The organism is Brucella oryzae, assembly GCF_041929965.1.
Lineage (GTDB): Bacteria > Pseudomonadota > Alphaproteobacteria > Rhizobiales > Rhizobiaceae > Brucella > Brucella oryzae.
This window is the reverse complement of record NZ_JBHEEO010000036.1, coordinates 1-15,674: the sequence shown is the minus strand read 5'-3', so window position 1 is coordinate 15,674 and position 15,674 is coordinate 1. Positions and strand designations below refer to the sequence as shown.

Sequence of the window (15,674 nt, the reverse complement as noted above, 5' to 3'; positions counted from 1 at the left end):
CAAGTGGTAAAACACTTGCGACATGATTTGCGACAGGGGGAGCCGTGAGCCGCCAACCAGATTCCGACGCCGGCCGGGTGTTCATCGGCTATGCCCGCGTCTCGACACGCGGCCAGGACCTCGACGCGCAGCGCGCCGCCCTTGGCGCGGCTGGCTGCGTCCGTATCTTTGAGGAAAAGGCGTCCGGAGCGAAGCGGGACCGGCCCGAGCTGGCGCGGATGCTCGACCATCTGCGCGCCGGCGACGTGGTGACGATCACCAGGCTAGACCGCCTCGCCCGATCGACCGCCGACCTTCTGGCGATCGCGGAGCGGATCAAGGAGGCCGGCGCTGGCCTGCGATCGCTGGCAGAGCCGTGGGCCGACACGACGACGCCGGCCGGGCGCATGGTGTTGACCGTGTTCGCCGGCATTGCGGATTTCGAGCGCAGCTTGATCGTGGAGCGCACGAGCGCCGGCCGGATCGCGGCGAAGGCGCGGGGTGTGCGGTTCGGCCCCTCCCCTACCCTGTCGGCCGAGCAGATCGCGCACGCCCGCCAGCTCATCCATGACGACAAGAAGCCGGTGGCGGAAGTCGCCCGGCTTCTGAAAGTGCATCGCGCCACCCTCTACCGGGCGCTAGATGGTGTGCCAGCGAAGTAAAATCGCGGGGGGAATGATTACATGCTTGCAGGCAATCATGTTTGCCCTGCCCTCTCCTCTCGGCATCCGACTCGCGCCGAGATAGAGCGCGAAACGCCAGCGAGAGCACTGAACTGAATCCCGCTATTTCAGCGGCTTGGATTCAAGGGCTTGCAGAATCAGACAAATCACCGCTTACTTGTAAGTATGAAGCAAAACACAGAAAAGATTCGGAAGGACGTTGCCGCTCATAGGGCGCGGCAGGCGGCCGCCGGTCGTGTGGCGCTGAATACCTACGTTCCGGGTGATCTTGTCGAAGCACTTGATCAGATCAAGGAACGCCGAGGCGCGCCGGGTCGCGCGCCGCTTATCGAAGAAGCGTTGAGGCTACTTATCGAGAAGGAAACGAGGGCATAACGAAAAACCCCTCGCCGGTGGCACGGCAAGGGGTTTTTGGATTTCGGAACGGCTAGCTTTGGGGCCAACCACAAACCTGTCCCCAACATAGCTCGTTACCACTAACCCCGCAAGACATGCGTTTTGCGGGAACAGTGAAATTTTGTCCGTTGTCCAAGCCGTCATGCCCTCCCGAACGGAAGGACGAAGGGCATATGTTGAGGACGCAAATCGCGGCCGCGATCGGCTGCGCGCGTGCGAACGCGCTTGATGAAATCATGCGGGAGGTCTGGACGCGCTACAGCGCCGGCCAGCTCTCCGAGGAAGACGCCGGCGCGCTTTCCGCGCTCGCCCAGGAGCGCCGGGCGGCGTGGCGGGGATCGGGACAGGTTGCGCTTGGCTTGGTCTTCCCTCCCCCGGCCGCACGATGCCCGACGCCGGTTCGCCGGCACAGCCATTTCAAGGGCCGATCGGAGGGCCGCATATGGCGGCCGACGACGCGCAAGGACGTGCAGGCGATTTTGAAGGCGGCCGAAATCTACAACGAGGCCGGCTTGCACCAGAAGGGCGAGCGCAGCGGCCCGCTAGGATCGGTGGCGCTGGACGTGCTGCGGCTGTTCGTCAACTTGATCGACTTCCGCACCGGGCGGCTTGAGCCGGCAATTACAACGATCATGGACCGCTTGGGCCGCTCACGCGATACGATCGTGCGGGCGCTGAAGAACCTGCGGGCGCATGGTTTCATCGACTGGCTGCGGCGCTACGAGCCGACAGGGAACGAGGGGCGCGGCCCCCAGGTGCAGCAGGCGAGCAACGCCTATCGCCTGTCCCTGCCGGAAAAGGCCCGGCAGTTCCTTGGCCGGTTCGGCAAGGCCCCTCCCCCGCCTGCGGATCATGGACAGGATCAGCAGGCATGGAGCGAGGCAATCGACGCTTACAGGAAGGCCCTGCCCCTCGATGAGCGGACGCAGCTTGACGCCGGCGACAGCCCGCTAGGTCAGGCTCTTGTGAAGTTGGCAAAGACCTTCATGAAACGTGAGTCCGATAAACAGACTGAATCCCCCTCTAGTTCTATTCTTTATATAAAAACATAAGCGGTCGCCGCTGTTCGGGCCGCTCACGCGGCCCTGCGGCGGTTCCGGCCCGCGCATAGGCGGGCCGGCAAGCGGCACCCTCAGAGCAAAATCCGCAATGCTTGCGCCTGCGGTCACCGTCCTATGGGCTTTCGAGAGGGAGCAAGGGGCAAGGGCTGCGCTCAATATGAGATCATGTAAACATGCTTGCATGTAAGCGCAAATTGTGCGATTGTTGTTTCGTACGATACAAAAGAGGCCGCCATGTCCCCCGCCAATCCGACCGCGAAGACCTATGCTGCGCTGAATCGGGCGTTCGATTTCTTCAATGACCGGCTTTTTGGCGGCGAGCTGCCGCCCTGCCTCGTGACCTTGCAGCGGAAGAACAAAGCCTATGGCTATTTCGCTGGCGGCCGGTTCGGATCGAAGGACGGCGCGGAGATCACCGACGAAATCGCGTTGAACCCGTCGCACTTCAAGAGCCGGACGGACGAGCAGAGCCTTTCCACCCTCGCCCATGAGATGGCGCACCTTTGGGAGCACCATTTCGGGAAGCCCTCGCGGAACGGCTACCACAACAAGGAATGGGCGGCGAAGATGCACGCGATCGGCCTGCACCCTTCCGACACCGGCCGACCTGGCGGGAAGGAAATAGGCCAGTCATGCAGCCATTACATCATCGAGGCCGGCCCCTACGCCCGTGCTTTTGCGGAGCTGGCCGCTCAACCTGACTTTTCAGCCCTCTATGTCGAGCTTTGGGACGACGCCGACGCCCGGAAGAAGCGCAAGGCGAAGTCGGCCAGCAAAACCCGCTACACATGCCCGAACTGCGAGCTTCACGCCTGGGCGAAGCCGGGCGCGCGCTTGGTTTGCGGGGAGTGCGACGAGCCTATGGCGGCCGAGGACGGCGACGACGATTAACCGCCCATAAACATAAACATGCTTACATGCTTGCGAGAAAGCATGTAGGTTTCCTTGCATGAAAGGATGAAACCATGATTACAGTAGCGTTCTGCACGCAAAAGGGCGGGACCGGCAAGACAACGATCGCGACGGCGCTTGCGGTCGCGGCGCATCAGGCCGGGAAGAAATCCGCCTTGCTCGACCTCGACCCTCAGACGAACGCCGTCAACTGGTTTGACCGGCGAGAAGGCGATGGCCCTGACGTTGCCTCGATCCAGCCCGGCGCTATCCCGCGCTCCTTGGACGCCTATCGCGGCCTTGGCATGGATTGGGTGTTCATTGATACGCCCGGCAAGATGGACAGCGCCTCGACCGAGGCGGCCAAGCACGCCGACATGGTGTTGATCCCGACCCAAGCGCAGATATTTGCGATCGACACCTTGGAGCCTCTAAAGCGGCTGCTCGACATGGCCGGCAACCCCCCGGCCTTTGTGGTGCTAAATCTCGTGCATCCGAACGCCGGGGGTAGGGCGGCCGACGACGCCGCCGCGATCACAGAGCGTTTCAACGTGCCGGTCGCGCCCATCCATCTGTCGCGCCTGAAAGCCTACGAGGATGCGCCGGCCCTGGGGCAGACGCCGCAAGAGCTGGAACCGCAAGGACGTGCCGCCCAAGAAGTCGCCGGCCTGTTTAGCTTCCTTTCAGAGCAGGCAAGCATGATTACAGGTAAGCATGAAAGGATGAAAGCATGAGCCGCAAGCCTTCCCTTCTGGCGACCGCGATCAAGACGGCGGAGTCGCCGGCGGCCGAGCCAGCAGCTCCCGCCCCTTTCGACACGCCGACCGAGCTGAAGCGGTCGGCTCGCGGCCAGCAGTCGGCCGGAACCTACGTTCCGCCGTCGCGGGCGAACAAGAGCGCCAAAACGCATCACCTGCCGCCGGCCTATTGGGAGACGCTGGAAGAACTCAGCTTCCGAACGCGCGACGACAAAGGCAAGCGGGTTACGCAGGAGCGGCTTGTGGCCGAGGCGCTGAACCTGCTTTTCGCGAAATACAATTTTCCGGTCGTTCGAGAGGATGGGGAATAGCGGGCAAACATGCGTACAGGTAAGCATGTAACCATCCGCCCCCGGCCGAGCGGGCCGGCCGGGGGCTACCGCCGAGCTAGTAGGCGCTTGAAACTATAACAATATGCACTATAGTTTATGGTGCTATAGCGGAGGTTCCGTGCGGATTTTCTTGACCAGAGGCGTTATGCGGTTCGCCCGCCGGCAACGCATTGCCGACGCCAGCTTGAGCGAGGCTATCGAGCGGGCCGAGCGTGGCACTATCGACGCCGATCTTGGCGGCGGCCTCATCAAGCAGCGCGTGGCGCGGCCTGGTCAGGGGCGCTCCGGCGGGTATCGGATGATCGTCGCCTATCGGGCGGCCGGGCGCGCGGTGTTTCTGTATGCGTTCGCCAAGAGCGACCGCGATAACATTGACGATGACGAGTTGGCGGCCCTGCGCACGATCGGGGCGAACTGGCTTGCAGCGTCGGCCGAGCTGGTCGGGCAAGCCATTGAGGACGGAGATTTGAAGGAGATCGAGCATGACGACGACGAAGCCTAGCCGCCTTGTCCGCGAGATCGCGGAAATGGCGGACGCACAGCGCCGCCTTGGGATCATGGACGAGGCGACCTATGAGAAGATCACGGCGCGGCACCTTGGAGAGAAAATCTTGCCGACTGAAACGCCAATGACCGGCGCGGAGGTGCGGGCCGTGCGCGAGCGGGCGCACCTCAGCCAAGCCGCGTTCGGCCGCTATCTCAATGTGACGCCCGGCTATGTGTCGCAGCTTGAGCGCGGCGAGGCGCAGGCCAAAGGGCCGGCTCTGGCCTTGTTGAACGTGATCCGGCGGCGGGGCATCGAGGCGCTGCACTAACCCTACGGGCCAATATGATAAGAGCTGGCCGGCCGGGGCAGGGCGCAGGACGCGGCGATAGCCGCGCCGGCCCGGAGGCGAACGCACTCCCATCTAGTGCCGTAGTGAGCCGGAGGGCCGCCAGTAACAAAGCCCCGGTGCGTCAGCACCGGGACCGTCGAGCCGGCCGGCGCAGATCGGGGCGACGGCCTCTTGCAGCGCCGTCACACGGTCGACCAGCCAGGTCAATTCCTCGCCGGTGATTTCATAGGCCGGGGAATAGCGCGCGCCGACATAGGCGCGATCGAGGCGGGTAAAGCAGCGCTTGGCGAAACGGGTATCGCGCGGCCACAGGGCGATGAGCTGCGGCGCAAGCCGCTCCGCATGGGAGCGCAGGAAAGTCAGCTTGTGCGATTTGGGGCTGTAGAGCGCCAGGACGAGCAGGACACAATGATAGAATCCTTCGCTCGCCTGGTGCAGAAGGAACGCGGCCTGCCTGCCGTGTCCGTCTTGTAGGGCACGCTTAGCCAGGTCGAGGAAGACGCTGGCATTCGGAAACCAATGCTCGTAATGCCGTCTCGCTTCGGCGCGGGCTTCCTCCGGCGCGAGGTTCACGGGGGAGGCGAGGGGGTGGCCGGGAGCCTCATAGAGCACGATTCCGTCGCGGGCTATGTCCACGAAGAAGGGCCGGCCGCGCCTAAGCTGGTCGTTCACGTCCATGATGGCGTGCACGATGAAGTTAACCGGCGTTGCCAGGTGCTTTGTCACGGTCAGCTCAGCCTAGAACCGTTCAGCGGCCTTTTCCCAGGCTTCATGTTGCTCCGCAAAGCTGTCGTAGTTGACGACGACGAGCACGTCATAGTCGGAGCGATAGTCGCTCTTGCGATCCTCGACCCAATCGCCGCGCGCATAGGAGCCGAACAGGATCAGCTTGAGGATGCGGCCGCGCTTGCCCTTCATGGAGAGCTTGGTTTTCAGGGCATCGTCAAATTCATCGAACAGGATCGCGGCGACCCGTTCCAGCTCGCGGCGCTTCCTGTCGGGCAGATGGGCGAGGCGTTCAGGGAGCGTCATACAGCCCCCGGAACTCGGAATCGGCGTAATAGGCCAGCTTGCCGGCGACGATCGGCCGTTGTCCGGCCAGGAACAGCAATTCGATGTTCTGTGGCATGTTGCGAACCTCATCCGGGGTCAGCAGCGGCCGGGCCGTGTGTTGCTCGCCGTAGGTGATTCCGGTCTGTTCGGCATCGAGCGCCCGGCTCATGGTCCGGACCTGACTCATGAAGCGGCCCCCTCGTTGCTCCCTGCGCTTGGCGCGTGCGGGGCTTTGCCGAGCAGATCGGCAAACAGTTCCTTGTCGCCGTCGCGCGTCAGGAAGTCGGGCAGCTCGCGGCGCAACCAGTCACCGAGCCGCTTGGTGAAATCGGGATCGTTGGAGTTTTCGAGTCGATGCAGAACGAGCGCGCCGAGCAGCACCTTGCGGCGCGTGTCGTTCGCGCGCTCCTGTTTGCCGAGCCTCGCTTTGAGGCTGGCGCGCTGCGCGTCCAGTTCGGCCAGCCGCTGTTCGATCGTCTTGCGCGCCATGTGTCGCTTCCTCTATTTCGCGGGACGGGTGGTAGCCTTATTCTTGAGGCGAACCATGATGATTTTTGGGTTGTCGCCAATGCGCTCGACCTCGACAATGCCAGATGGGGGTCGGTTCCGGTATGGGGCGAAATGACACCCTAAGCGCCCGTCAAGCGGCGAGCGCGTTAAGGATCGGGCATTCCGGCACGTCTTCGCCAGAGCATTGCGAGATCATTGTCACGAGCACCGCTTCAATGCGCTGGAGGTCGGCAATCTTGGCGCGAACCTCGGCTAGATGCGGTTCGGTCCGGCGCTGCACCTCCGCGCAGGTCTGGCTTCTGCAATCGACAAGATGAAGCAGGCCGCGGACCTCGTCGATGCCAAAGCCGAGTTCGCGCGCCCTGAGGATGAAGCGCAGGCGGCGGACGTCGGTTTCGTCATAGATGCGATAACCGCTGGCGCTGCGCGGCGGGTCGGGTAGCAGGCCGATCTTCTCGTAATAGCGGATGGTCTCCAGATGGCAGCCGGTCGCACGGGCCAATTGGTGGCGCTGCAGTCCCTTGGCGGAAAGAAGAGAATTCATGGTGAAAATACCTCTTGAGTCTGTACTGGCTACAGAGCCTATCCTGTTTTCAGTCAGAAATCGAGGATGGTTTGCGATGAACGAAATTGGTAGCAAGACATTGAATTCTTCGAAGGCGGCCGCCGAACCGGATCGGCGCGAGGGCGGGCTCGCGGCGATAAGCGTTATCGGCGCTTTTCTGGCATCGGCCTGTTGCATCGTCCCGCTGCTCCTGGTGACACTCGGTGTATCGGGCGCATGGATCGGCAACCTGACGATGCTCGAACCCTATAAGCCCTATATCGCGGCGGCGACACTCGTGCCGCTCGGGTTTGGCTTCTGGCAGGTCTATTTCAAGCCCAAAGCCGCGTGCGAGCCGGGTTCCTACTGCGCCCGTCCGCGCTCCGCCATCATCACCAAGACCGCGCTTTGGATCGCAACGATCCTCATCGTGCTCGCCAGCACCATCGGCTGGTGGGCGCCGCTGTTCTATTGAAACGAGGAGATAACCACGTGAAATACCTGTCGAAACATCTGGTCGCCGCGGCTGCGCTTGGCTTGAGCGGTACTATTATGCTGCCACTTGCCCTTCCCGCGTCCGCACAATCCGCGTCGGAAACGGTTACCGTCAAGGAGCTGACGCAGACCTTCGCAATCGAGAACATGTATTGTGCCCTTTGTCCGGTCACCGTGCGCAAGGCCATGGAAGGCGTTGCGGGCGTGAAGTCGGTCAAGGTGGATTTCGAGGCCAAGACGGCGACGGTTGCCTATGACCCGTCGACCGCGACGGTCGCGGCCATTGCCGCTGCTTCCACCAATGTTGGCTATCCTGCCAAGGCGATCGGGAGTTGAGTCCGTGCCTGACCGGTCCATGCTTGGCGTCGGAGTGGTTGGCGTCTTGATCGCGGCGCTGTGCTGTCTGGTGCCGATCCTGCTGGTGGCGGCAGGTTTGATCGGCGTGGGAGCGCTGACAACAGCGGTCTACGGTCTGGTGCCAATTCTCATCCTCATCATTGCCGCAGCCGGTTACCTGCTGTGGCGACATCGTTCACACATCGATACCAGGAAACATTAGGAGATTTTCATGTCTGACTGCTGTGCGCCCCAAAAAGGCAATGGCCGCTACGATCTTGCGGTGATCGGTGCCGGTTCGGCCGGGTTCTCGGCCGCAATCACGGCCTCTGAGCAGGGGGCGAATGTCGCCCTGATCGGCCACGGCACGATCGGCGGCACCTGTGTCAATGTCGGCTGCGTACCGTCGAAGACGATGATCCGCGCTGCCGAGGCGCTGCATGGTGCACGCGCCGCGCATCGCTTTCCCGGTCTTGCCGGGGAAGCCAACGTCGCTGACTGGGGCCGTTTGGTCGCCGCCAAGGACGACCTGGTGACCACGCTCAGGCAGAAGAAATATGTCGACCTTCTGCCACAATACAACGGCGTCGCCTATCTGGAAGGGAAAGCGCGCCTGAATGGTCAGGGCGCTCTGATTGTGAACGGCGATCCGATCATGGCTGGCAAAATCATCATTGCTACCGGATCAGCGCCGGCCCTGCCGGACATTCCCGGCATTGGGGATGTGCCTTACCTCACCAGCACGACCGCGCTCGAGCTTTCCGAGCTGCCGCGTTCGCTGCTGGTGATCGGCGGTGGCTATATCGGCTGTGAACTGGCGCAGATGTTCGCCCGTGCCGGGGCGGAAGTGACACTTGTAACCCGCCGCCGCCTGTTGCCGGAAGCCGAGCCGGAAATCTCCGCAGCATTGACCGGTTATCTTCGCGACGAGGGCATTACCGTCCTAACCGGCCTCTCCTATCGCCGGATCGCGCGCACGGACCGCGGTGTCGAACTGACGGTCGCCATCGACGGAGCGGACGAAGTGATCGCGGCCGAGCAGGTGCTTTTGACCACTGGGCGGTCCCCGAACACCGGCGGTCTTGGCCTTGCCGAGGCGGGAGTTAAGCTATGCGGTAATGGCGGCGTCTTGGTTGATGAGCGGATGCGCACCTCAAAGCCTGGCGTCTATGCGGCAGGTGATGTCACCGGTCGCGACCAGTTCGTCTATATGGCAGCCTATGGCGCCAAGCTCGCTGCCCAAAACGCACTGAACGGTGACAGCCTTGTCTATGACAATGCGGCCATGCCGTGGGTGACGTTCACCGATCCGCAGGTCGCGGGCGTCGGCCTGACCGAACAGGCGGCTCGCGACGCCGGCTTCGAGACCAAGACTTCGATCGTATCTCTTGACCAGGTGCCGAGGGCGCTGGCCGCGCGCGACACGCGCGGGCTCATCAAACTGGTTGCCGACGCCAAAAGCGACCGATTGCTTGGTGGACAGATCCTCGCGCCCGAGGGCGCCGACAGCATCCAGACGGTGGTGTTGGCCATCAAGCACGGCATGACGGCGAAGGCGCTCGGCGAGACAATCTTCCCTTATCTCACCACGGTCGAAGGGTTGAAACTGGCGGCGCAGGGCTTCGGCAAGGACGTGGCGAAGCTGTCATGCTGCGCCGGATAGGAGGCTTCGATGGAACCTTCGAACGGATACGGCCTTGCGGGATTGCTCGCGGCTAAGATCGTCTGCTGCGGCGCGATTGTACTGGCAGCAACAGGCGCGATCAGCTTTGCCGGCCTTGCCAGTTGGCTGGTCGGCGGCGGCTACTTCTGGCTGGCAGCGGCCGTCTTGGCCATTGTCGGAATCTACTTGTGGCGGCACCGCGCGCGGGCAAATGGCAAGACCGACGGCAAAGGCCCCGTCGGTCAACCGATATACGGTCGGCGCAAGTAGTTCTGCTCAAAAGCGTCGCCGGATGTCATGTTGAGAAGGGTATTATTGCAGGCAGGGCGTTGCAAACCTTGCTGTGGGGGTTAGGTTTTTTGTCAGGGGGAAAAGTAGTCTTTTAGGAGAGGAGAATTGCATGAGCGATAACAAAAGCTTCGATCTGATCGTGATCGGAGGTGGGACGGGTGGAAATGGTGTCGCCCGGATGGCCGCTGACGCTGGCTGGAAGGTCGCCAGCATCGACGCCCTTCCTTTCGGCGGCACCTGTGCATTGCGAGGCTGCGATCCCAAAAAGATGCTGATCGCCGTGACTGAGGGCATTGACTGGGCCCGCAACTTGAGCGGCAAGGGGCTGGAAGCACAGACATCCGTCGACTGGGCGGACATGATCGCCTTCAAGCGCACGTTCACCGACGCGATGCCTGGTCGCATCGAGGGCGGGCTGGAGAAAGCCGGTATCACCGTGTTGCATGGCGAGGCACGCTTCACCGGGCGAGACAAGATCGAGGTGAATGGCGAGATCTTGTCGTCCCGGAACTTTCATATCGCCACCGGCGCTCGGCCAATGACGCTGAATATCCCCGGCGAGGAGTTGCTGGCGACTAGCACCGACTTTCTCGAGCTGCCCGAACGGCCGGACCGGGTCGTGTTCGTCGGCGGCGGATTCATTGCGATGGAATTTGCCCATATCTCCAAACGCGCAGGGGCGCGGGAAGTCACGGTTCTGGAGATGATGGAGCGACCGCTGGGCAATTTCGACCCCGACCTGGTCGGTATCCTTTCCGAGGCGACCGCCGATCTGGGGATTGACCTGCGGACCGAGGCCAAGGTTCTGAAGATCGAGAAAGACGGGTCGGATTTCACCGTTACCTATAAGACGCCGGAAGGAAAGCAGACGATCAATTGTGATCTGGTGGTTCATGCCACCGGGCGCGTGCCCAACATCGAGCATCTCAACCTGGAGGCCGCGGGCGTGGAATACGGCCGCAAAGGCATCAAGGTCAGCCCCTACATGCGGACCACAAATTCCGCCATTTTTGCAGCCGGCGACTGTGCCGACAGTGGGCCTAATCTGACCCCGGTTTCGGCCAACGAAGGCCGGATTGCAGGCAAGAACCTGCTCGCAGGAAAGGATGAGCGCGCGGTCAGTTATCCGCCGATCCCAAGCGTTGTCTTCACGCTGCCGCAGCTTTCCTCGGTCGGCCTGTCCGAAGCCGCAGCACGCGACAAGGGGCTGGCCTTTGACACGCATTTCGAAAAGACCGCCGGCTGGTACTCGTCGCTGCGGGTCGGGGCGCGCTACAGTGCCTACAAGGTTCTGGTCGAGAACGGGACCGGCCATATTCTTGGTGCACATCTGATCGGCCCCGGAGCGGAGGAACAAATCAATCTCTTTGCCATGGCTATGGGCGCAGGGCTGACCGCGAACAGGATCAAGGGCATCATCTTCGCCTATCCCAGCTATGCGTCGGACATCAGTTCGATGGTGTAGCTGATGCGGCAAGGCTGGCATTTCGATTGCGGGCGTCTCTGAAAACGCTCGACGCGACGGGGAGCAGAGTTTGGGAGGCGCCCCACCGGCAGACACACGATCGTTTCGAACGGCCAACGGCCTTACCATCGAGGACAGCATGAGCAAAGGAATGTCCCCCAGTCAGCGATTCCCGACGGTCGAGCGTCTTAGTCCTGCCCGTTCAGCAGGATTACGCCCATGACCAAGCGCCGGGTCTGTGATTCCGAGGCACCCTACGGCGATCCGGGCATGCATCTCGGCCGCCTCGCACTCGGTCTCTCCGACAGCGCCGCTGCGTCGACCGACGCGCGTGCGGTGATCCGCGATATCGGACGGTTGCTGTCCGCGGCAACGCTTCGCGTCGATCGCATCTTTGTGAGCGCGCAGCCGCTGCATCCGGCCTTCCGTGCCCGGACCTATCTCTGGCTTGCCGACGACGACAGAGTTCGTGTCATCGATTGGCCGCATGGTCTGAAGAACCGACCGGGCTATCTCGCTTCCCCGGATCATCATGTGCACACGACGCGCACGGAGCTCCGCGTTCCTCGCCTGCAGGACGTCCGAGCGTTTCGGTGCGACCTCTACGGCGAACTTAGGGCTGACGGCTTTACCGACTATCTTATCGTTCCGCTGCGCTTCGGTGATGGCACGATCAATACTCTCTCCATCGCGACACGCCGGCGGAACGGCTTTCCGGAGGTGGCTTTGGAGGGTTTTCGGCGGCTGGTCGGTCTTCTGACCGTGATACTGGAGCGCCTGGTCGCGCTCGAAAACATCGATATTACCCTGAGGACCTATCTCGGCGGGGCATCCGGCACCCGGCGGAGCGTCGGGCGACCCGGCGCCGTAACGATCCGGCGATAGAAGCAACTCGCCCGGCCGGTATGGCAACATCCGCCGTCTCCGCCAGCGCGCACCTTGAGCCACACCGCGTCCTGATCACAATCGATGCGCAGTTCCTCGACCTGCTGGACTTGCCCACTCGTCGCGCCCTTATGCCAAAGACACTTGCGGGACCGGCTCCAGTACCAGGCCTGACCGGTCTCGATCGTCTTTTCCAGCGCCTCCGCATTCATCCACGCCAGCATTAGCACCACACCGTTCGCCGCATCCGTGGCGACTGCAGGAATGAGCCCATCCGCGTTGAATTGCGGCGTCAGAATGGAGTTTTCTTCGATCGTTTCCGCGAGGTCCGCGGCCGGCGTGGTCATGGGCAAGGGCGTATCTCCGAGTGTACGGGGTATTTCGCGATTGGAGTGTGCCGGCTCAAAGGATGGTTGGTGGTTGGCGGCTGCCGGGCCGTGCTTTGGGCTCGTCACATGTGCATGTCGGGGAGGCATCTTCCCGACGAGATGAAGCCCGGCGCCAGCGCATGAGGGCATAGCCGGCGGCTCCAGCCAGGAGTGTCAGCACACCCCCTATCACGAGACCTTGCCCGCTGAACCAGCCCAAAACGCCGCCCACCGCCGAGCCGATGACTACCGGTCCAAGGCAGCAAAGCGCGACTAAAGGCGCGATGATGATCGCGGTCACGATGCCGGCGGTCGGTTTGTCGTCCAAGGCGCTCTCCGTTCTGATCGCAGATCCATAGCATCGCTGCGGCGCGGTCCATTAATCACAAGCACGACCGCGTCGGGTATCCCGATGACGCGATCGCTGCCAAAGAGATTCGTTACACCCTGTACTCGGTACAGGGTCAAGACAAAATCTTGATCGCTTGGCCACGTAGGCACTGCGGAAACAGAGATTGGTAGCGCCACGGTTCATGATGCTTGAAAACCCCAGCTACGGTCTTCAGACGACAGCGACTGCTCAACGGGTTCCACTTTCCAACGCCCTCACAGAAGCGTGATCGCAAATCGTTGAAATCCCCCTTGAGTCTGTAGTGACTACAAGGCGTAGGCTACTTCGCAAATCGCTGTTCAACGATGCAGAAAGTGAGCAATCATGGAGGCATCATCAGGTCTCAAAGGATCCCGAACGTCGGCGACCGCCGCCATCCACGTGACATCGGAACACCAGCGGGGCGGACGCCAGCAACTGCTCGCCGCCGGCGGCATTCTCGGGGCGATCGCCGTCTCGAGTTGCTGCGTCATCCCGTTTGCCCTGTTCACCGTGGGCATCGGCGGAGCCTGGATCAGCAACCTCACCGCCCTCGAACCGTATCAACCGATTTTTGCCGCCATGACGTTCGGTATCCTCGGCTACGGGTTCTATCTCGTCTATCGCGAGCCAAAGGTCGCCTGCGCTGAGGGCTCCTATTGCGCCCAGCCCAAGTCGGGACGGATCGCCAAAGCCGGCCTCTGGGTTGCCACCGTCCTCGTCATCGTCGGACTAGGGTTCCCGAGACTTGCGCCCCTGTTCCTCTAAGCCAAAGGAGAATGATCCCATGATCCGCCCTGTCGCAGTTGCCGTTCTCCTCGCTCTGCTTTCCCCGCTCGCCGCCGTGGCCGGCGAGAAGACTGTTATACTGAACGTTGACAACGCCACCTGCGCGCTCTGCGCCCCCATCGTCAAAACGGCCCTCTCTCGTGTCTCGGGTGTCACAGCGGTCCAGGTAAAGGAAGCCGACGCAATGTCGGGTGCTGTCGCCACGGTCTCTTTCGATGACGCAGTCACCGGCGTACCGACCCTCATTGCTGCGACGACCAACGCCGGCTATCCGTCGCATGTGGCGCAATAGCCGCCGGCTGATTGGCGGCGGCGGGCGGAGAGCGGTATCACCTCTCTTCGCTGCTCCACATCGGCACGCTGCTGCCTCAAAGGGTGAACGGCGCCGTCGAAAATATCCACCCGGCGGGTGCGAAGTTGCAGGTGTGTAGGAGACTGCAGCTATGGCCGCGAACACCATCGAGCAAAGTACCTTTTGGAAACGGCACCTGGACAAATTCGGGGCCGCCGGATCGGTCTTCGCGGCGCTCTGCTGCCTCGGTTCCCCGGTACTCCTTTCGATTGTATCGGCCGTCGGGCTTGGCTTCATCAAAAGAGATGCGATCCTGTTCCCATTGTTAGCAGCGTTTCTGGCCGTCACCCTACTCGGGCTATATCTTGGAACACGCAGCCATCATCAACCGTGGGCTCTCATCATCGGGGGGCTCAGTACGCTGGCGATAGCGGTCGTGTTTCTCGGTCTCATGCCAAGCCTTGTCCTGGCCTACGTCGGCATCTCTGGTTTGATCGCCGCCAGTTTTCTCAATGTCTGGCTCAGAGTACGCCAGCTAAGGAGCCGGTAACACCGAAACAATCAGTTCGCTTTTGGCGAACGGGAGACGATGTAGGCGTATCTCTGGTCATGGAGCCGGCGTTGCCCGGCGATCAACCGGCGTTCCGGTTCTCGCTCGATGTCATCGGGACCTTTATCGGGCTCAACGATTTGGCTCGCGAGCGACGATAGCGTTGCGGTTACGTTGCACGATATCGGAGACGGTGTTCTTGCTGAGCCCAAGTTCGCGACCAATGAGCCGATAGCTGCGGCCTTCAGCAACGAGCGCCAGAACTCGCGGAGCCAGACGGTCCGACTTCGGGCGCTGCCCCCGCTGTCGACCGAGTTTCTTGCCGCGCGCTTTGGCAACGGCCAAGCCCGATTTGACCCGTTCGCTGATAAGATCGCGTTCGAATTCAGCGATACCGGAGAGGAAAGTCGCCAGCATACGGCCATGAGGAGATGACAGATCGAAGGTCATGCCGTTCATGGCGATGACTGAGACCTTCCAGCTTTCCAGCTCGCGCAACGTGTTGAGGAGATCGATCGTCGAGCGTCCCCAGCGGGAGAGTTCTGTGACCAGGATGGCGTCGATATGTCTGGCCTGAGCGAGCGCCATGATCTTCTTGCGCTCGGCCCGGTCCAGCTTCACGCCCGAGCCCGTCTCTTTATATATGCCGGCAATTTTATATCCGGCACGTCCGGCGAAGGCGGTCAGATCTCGCTCCTGTCGTTCGCAGGACTGATCAGCCGTCGAAACCCGGCAATAGATGGCCACGCGCTGTCCCAATTGAACCCTCGTGGTTTTGTGGCTCGCAAAGCCTTGATTTGCATGGGGCGATTGTTGTCCAAAACAGACTGTACTTCAACAGGGACAACGCGCGCATGCCAAGACGACATATTCTCGCCGAGCGACAGCGCTCGGCGTTGCTCGACCTGCCGACGGACGAGTTATCACTGCTGAAGCATTACACATTGGGCGACGACGATCTGGCAAACATTCAGGAACGCCGCAGACCAGAAAACAGGCTGGGTTTCGCCCTGCAGCTTTGTGCACTACGCTATCCAGGGCGCGCGCTGGCTCCGGGCGAAATGATTCCGCATGAAGTCCTTTCCTTCATCGGAGCTCAGCTCGGCGTTCCGGCCGATGCGCTTCTC

The 15,674-nt window shown here is 61.9% G+C and carries 25 protein-coding genes and 1 pseudogene; 19 read left to right on the top strand and 7 right to left on the bottom strand.

Annotation, left to right across the window (positions count from 1 at the left end):
• The first annotated feature begins 44 nt into the window (after nt 1–44).
• The 8 genes from JNC70_RS21795 to JNC70_RS21760 all read left to right on the top strand — a co-directional run bounded on the left by JNC70_RS21795 (nt 45) and on the right by JNC70_RS21760 (nt 4,915).
• Nucleotides 45–641, top strand: a complete 597-nt coding sequence (locus tag JNC70_RS21795) for a recombinase family protein (RefSeq protein ID WP_445433028.1) — start codon at nt 45–47, stop codon at nt 639–641.
• A 186-nt stretch (nt 642–827) separates the two neighbouring features.
• A complete protein-coding gene (locus JNC70_RS21790; protein WP_097143538.1) occupies nt 828–1,037 on the top strand; it encodes a ribbon-helix-helix protein, CopG family in 210 nt (69 codons plus the stop codon).
• 194 nt (nt 1,038–1,231) lie between these two features.
• Nucleotides 1,232–2,110, top strand: coding sequence for a helix-turn-helix domain-containing protein (locus tag JNC70_RS21785; protein ID WP_374788970.1), 879 nt, complete (start codon nt 1,232–1,234; stop codon nt 2,108–2,110).
• A 243-nt stretch (nt 2,111–2,353) separates the two neighbouring features.
• On the top strand, nt 2,354–3,010 hold the full coding sequence (locus tag JNC70_RS21780) for a SprT-like domain-containing protein (protein WP_374788969.1): 657 nt from the start codon (nt 2,354–2,356) through the stop codon (nt 3,008–3,010).
• Between the two features lie 74 nt (nt 3,011–3,084).
• Entirely contained in the window at nt 3,085–3,744 is a 660-nt protein-coding gene (locus tag JNC70_RS21775; protein ID WP_097143375.1) for a nucleotide-binding protein, read from the top strand.
• A complete protein-coding gene (locus JNC70_RS21770; protein ID WP_374788968.1) occupies nt 3,741–4,079 on the top strand; it encodes a chromosome partitioning protein ParB in 339 nt (112 codons plus the stop codon). The genes JNC70_RS21775 and JNC70_RS21770 overlap by 4 nt, the downstream gene beginning before the upstream one ends.
• Before the next feature lie 139 nt (nt 4,080–4,218).
• The gene (locus JNC70_RS21765) at nt 4,219–4,602 is read left to right on the top strand and encodes a type II toxin-antitoxin system RelE/ParE family toxin (protein WP_057352992.1); all 384 of its coding nucleotides are present in this window, start codon (nt 4,219–4,221) and stop codon (nt 4,600–4,602) included.
• Nucleotides 4,583–4,915, top strand: coding sequence for a helix-turn-helix domain-containing protein (locus JNC70_RS21760; RefSeq protein WP_057352993.1), 333 nt, complete (start codon nt 4,583–4,585; stop codon nt 4,913–4,915). Before JNC70_RS21765 ends, JNC70_RS21760 begins: the two co-directional genes overlap by 20 nt.
• A 93-nt stretch (nt 4,916–5,008) precedes the next feature.
• On the opposite strand, the gene JNC70_RS21755 is transcribed toward JNC70_RS21760, so the two are convergent.
• The 5 genes and pseudogenes from JNC70_RS21755 to JNC70_RS21735 all read right to left on the bottom strand — a co-directional run bounded on the left by JNC70_RS21755 (nt 5,009) and on the right by JNC70_RS21735 (nt 7,043).
• Entirely contained in the window at nt 5,009–5,662 is a 654-nt protein-coding gene (locus JNC70_RS21755; RefSeq protein WP_374788967.1) for a HEPN domain-containing protein, read from the bottom strand.
• Nucleotides 5,663–5,674: 12 nt separating this feature from the next.
• Nucleotides 5,675–5,968 (bottom strand): nucleotidyltransferase domain-containing protein, encoded by a 294-nt coding sequence (locus JNC70_RS21750; protein WP_374788966.1) that lies wholly within the window; start codon nt 5,966–5,968, stop codon nt 5,675–5,677.
• Nucleotides 5,955–6,164, bottom strand: a pseudogene (locus JNC70_RS21745) (type IV secretory system conjugative DNA transfer family protein); the annotation flags it as partial. The pseudogene JNC70_RS21745 and the gene JNC70_RS21750, both read right to left, overlap by 14 nt.
• A gap of 8 nt (nt 6,165–6,172) precedes the next feature.
• On the bottom strand, nt 6,173–6,478 hold the full coding sequence (locus JNC70_RS21740; protein WP_097143376.1) for a mobilization protein: 306 nt from the start codon (nt 6,476–6,478) through the stop codon (nt 6,173–6,175).
• Nucleotides 6,479–6,629: 151 nt separating this feature from the next.
• On the bottom strand, nt 6,630–7,043 hold the full coding sequence (locus JNC70_RS21735) for a MerR family transcriptional regulator (protein WP_052642499.1): 414 nt from the start codon (nt 7,041–7,043) through the stop codon (nt 6,630–6,632).
• Nucleotides 7,044–7,119: 76 nt separating this feature from the next.
• Between JNC70_RS21735 and JNC70_RS21730 the strand changes: the two genes are divergently transcribed.
• The 7 genes from JNC70_RS21730 to JNC70_RS21700 all read left to right on the top strand — a co-directional run bounded on the left by JNC70_RS21730 (nt 7,120) and on the right by JNC70_RS21700 (nt 12,178).
• Complete coding sequence (locus JNC70_RS21730) at nt 7,120–7,518, top strand: mercuric transporter MerT family protein (RefSeq protein ID WP_052642501.1); 399 nt, start codon at nt 7,120–7,122, stop codon at nt 7,516–7,518.
• Between the two features lie 17 nt (nt 7,519–7,535).
• Complete coding sequence (locus JNC70_RS21725) at nt 7,536–7,874, top strand: heavy-metal-associated domain-containing protein (RefSeq protein WP_225246255.1); 339 nt, start codon at nt 7,536–7,538, stop codon at nt 7,872–7,874.
• A 4-nt stretch (nt 7,875–7,878) separates the two neighbouring features.
• Nucleotides 7,879–8,097 (top strand): hypothetical protein, encoded by a 219-nt coding sequence (locus JNC70_RS21720; RefSeq protein ID WP_125302879.1) that lies wholly within the window; start codon nt 7,879–7,881, stop codon nt 8,095–8,097.
• Between the two features lie 9 nt (nt 8,098–8,106).
• Nucleotides 8,107–9,537, top strand: coding sequence for a mercury(II) reductase (merA, locus tag JNC70_RS21715; protein WP_052642505.1), 1,431 nt, complete (start codon nt 8,107–8,109; stop codon nt 9,535–9,537).
• A gap of 9 nt (nt 9,538–9,546) precedes the next feature.
• A complete protein-coding gene (locus JNC70_RS21710) occupies nt 9,547–9,807 on the top strand; it encodes a hypothetical protein (protein WP_052642507.1) in 261 nt (86 codons plus the stop codon).
• A 130-nt stretch (nt 9,808–9,937) separates the two neighbouring features.
• Nucleotides 9,938–11,293 (top strand): dihydrolipoyl dehydrogenase family protein, encoded by a 1,356-nt coding sequence (locus JNC70_RS21705; RefSeq protein WP_052642509.1) that lies wholly within the window; start codon nt 9,938–9,940, stop codon nt 11,291–11,293.
• A gap of 219 nt (nt 11,294–11,512) precedes the next feature.
• On the top strand, nt 11,513–12,178 hold the full coding sequence (locus tag JNC70_RS21700; RefSeq protein WP_052642511.1) for a hypothetical protein: 666 nt from the start codon (nt 11,513–11,515) through the stop codon (nt 12,176–12,178).
• Here the strand turns inward: JNC70_RS21700 and hisI are convergent.
• On the bottom strand, nt 12,109–12,525 hold the full coding sequence (gene hisI / locus JNC70_RS21695) for a phosphoribosyl-AMP cyclohydrolase (protein WP_077472851.1): 417 nt from the start codon (nt 12,523–12,525) through the stop codon (nt 12,109–12,111). The genes JNC70_RS21700 and hisI overlap by 70 nt on opposite strands.
• Nucleotides 12,526–13,261: 736 nt before the next feature.
• On the opposite strand from hisI, the gene JNC70_RS21690 reads away from it, so the two are divergent.
• The 3 genes from JNC70_RS21690 to JNC70_RS21680 all read left to right on the top strand — a co-directional run bounded on the left by JNC70_RS21690 (nt 13,262) and on the right by JNC70_RS21680 (nt 14,547).
• Complete coding sequence (locus tag JNC70_RS21690) at nt 13,262–13,684, top strand: mercuric transporter MerT family protein (RefSeq protein WP_052642515.1); 423 nt, start codon at nt 13,262–13,264, stop codon at nt 13,682–13,684.
• Nucleotides 13,685–13,703: 19 nt separating this feature from the next.
• The gene (locus JNC70_RS21685; protein WP_052642517.1) at nt 13,704–13,997 is read left to right on the top strand and encodes a cation transporter; all 294 of its coding nucleotides are present in this window, start codon (nt 13,704–13,706) and stop codon (nt 13,995–13,997) included.
• A gap of 151 nt (nt 13,998–14,148) precedes the next feature.
• Nucleotides 14,149–14,547: a MerC domain-containing protein gene (locus JNC70_RS21680; protein ID WP_052642519.1), complete on the top strand. Its 399-nt coding sequence runs from the start codon at nt 14,149–14,151 to the stop codon at nt 14,545–14,547.
• 132 nt (nt 14,548–14,679) lie between these two features.
• Here the strand turns inward: JNC70_RS21680 and JNC70_RS21675 are convergent, their stop codons facing one another.
• Nucleotides 14,680–15,294: a recombinase family protein gene (locus JNC70_RS21675; protein WP_245292647.1), complete on the bottom strand. Its 615-nt coding sequence runs from the start codon at nt 15,292–15,294 to the stop codon at nt 14,680–14,682.
• Nucleotides 15,295–15,401: 107 nt separating this feature from the next.
• Here JNC70_RS21675 and JNC70_RS21670 point away from each other — a divergent pair.
• Nucleotides 15,402–15,674 (top strand): DUF4158 domain-containing protein (locus JNC70_RS21670; RefSeq protein ID WP_374788965.1); only part of this gene is annotated, 273 nt, incomplete at its 3' end.

Bases quoted from the DNA above. Each gene is read 5' to 3' on its own strand.
- JNC70_RS21750 (WP_374788966.1), bottom strand. From the start codon at position 5,968: ATGACGCTCCCTGAACGCCTCGCCCATCTGCCCGACAGGAAGCGCCGC.
- JNC70_RS21690 (WP_052642515.1), top strand. From the start codon at position 13,262: ATGGAGGCATCATCAGGTCTCAAAGGATCCCGAACGTCGGCGACCGCC.
- JNC70_RS21770 (WP_374788968.1), top strand. From the start codon at position 3,741: ATGAGCCGCAAGCCTTCCCTTCTGGCGACCGCGATCAAGACGGCGGAG.
- JNC70_RS21790 (WP_097143538.1), top strand. From the start codon at position 828: ATGAAGCAAAACACAGAAAAGATTCGGAAGGACGTTGCCGCTCATAGG.
- JNC70_RS21760 (WP_057352993.1), top strand. From the start codon at position 4,583: ATGACGACGACGAAGCCTAGCCGCCTTGTCCGCGAGATCGCGGAAATG.
- JNC70_RS21680 (WP_052642519.1), top strand. From the start codon at position 14,149: ATGGCCGCGAACACCATCGAGCAAAGTACCTTTTGGAAACGGCACCTG.
- hisI (WP_077472851.1), bottom strand. From the start codon at position 12,525: ATGACCACGCCGGCCGCGGACCTCGCGGAAACGATCGAAGAAAACTCC.
- merA (WP_052642505.1), top strand. From the start codon at position 8,107: ATGTCTGACTGCTGTGCGCCCCAAAAAGGCAATGGCCGCTACGATCTT.
- JNC70_RS21780 (WP_374788969.1), top strand. From the start codon at position 2,354: ATGTCCCCCGCCAATCCGACCGCGAAGACCTATGCTGCGCTGAATCGG.
- JNC70_RS21705 (WP_052642509.1), top strand. From the start codon at position 9,938: ATGAGCGATAACAAAAGCTTCGATCTGATCGTGATCGGAGGTGGGACG.
- JNC70_RS21685 (WP_052642517.1), top strand. From the start codon at position 13,704: ATGATCCGCCCTGTCGCAGTTGCCGTTCTCCTCGCTCTGCTTTCCCCG.
- JNC70_RS21785 (WP_374788970.1), top strand. From the start codon at position 1,232: ATGTTGAGGACGCAAATCGCGGCCGCGATCGGCTGCGCGCGTGCGAAC.
- JNC70_RS21730 (WP_052642501.1), top strand. From the start codon at position 7,120: ATGAACGAAATTGGTAGCAAGACATTGAATTCTTCGAAGGCGGCCGCC.
- JNC70_RS21710 (WP_052642507.1), top strand. From the start codon at position 9,547: ATGGAACCTTCGAACGGATACGGCCTTGCGGGATTGCTCGCGGCTAAG.
- JNC70_RS21700 (WP_052642511.1), top strand. From the start codon at position 11,513: ATGACCAAGCGCCGGGTCTGTGATTCCGAGGCACCCTACGGCGATCCG.
- JNC70_RS21775 (WP_097143375.1), top strand. From the start codon at position 3,085: ATGATTACAGTAGCGTTCTGCACGCAAAAGGGCGGGACCGGCAAGACA.
- JNC70_RS21735 (WP_052642499.1), bottom strand. From the start codon at position 7,043: ATGAATTCTCTTCTTTCCGCCAAGGGACTGCAGCGCCACCAATTGGCC.
- JNC70_RS21740 (WP_097143376.1), bottom strand. From the start codon at position 6,478: ATGGCGCGCAAGACGATCGAACAGCGGCTGGCCGAACTGGACGCGCAG.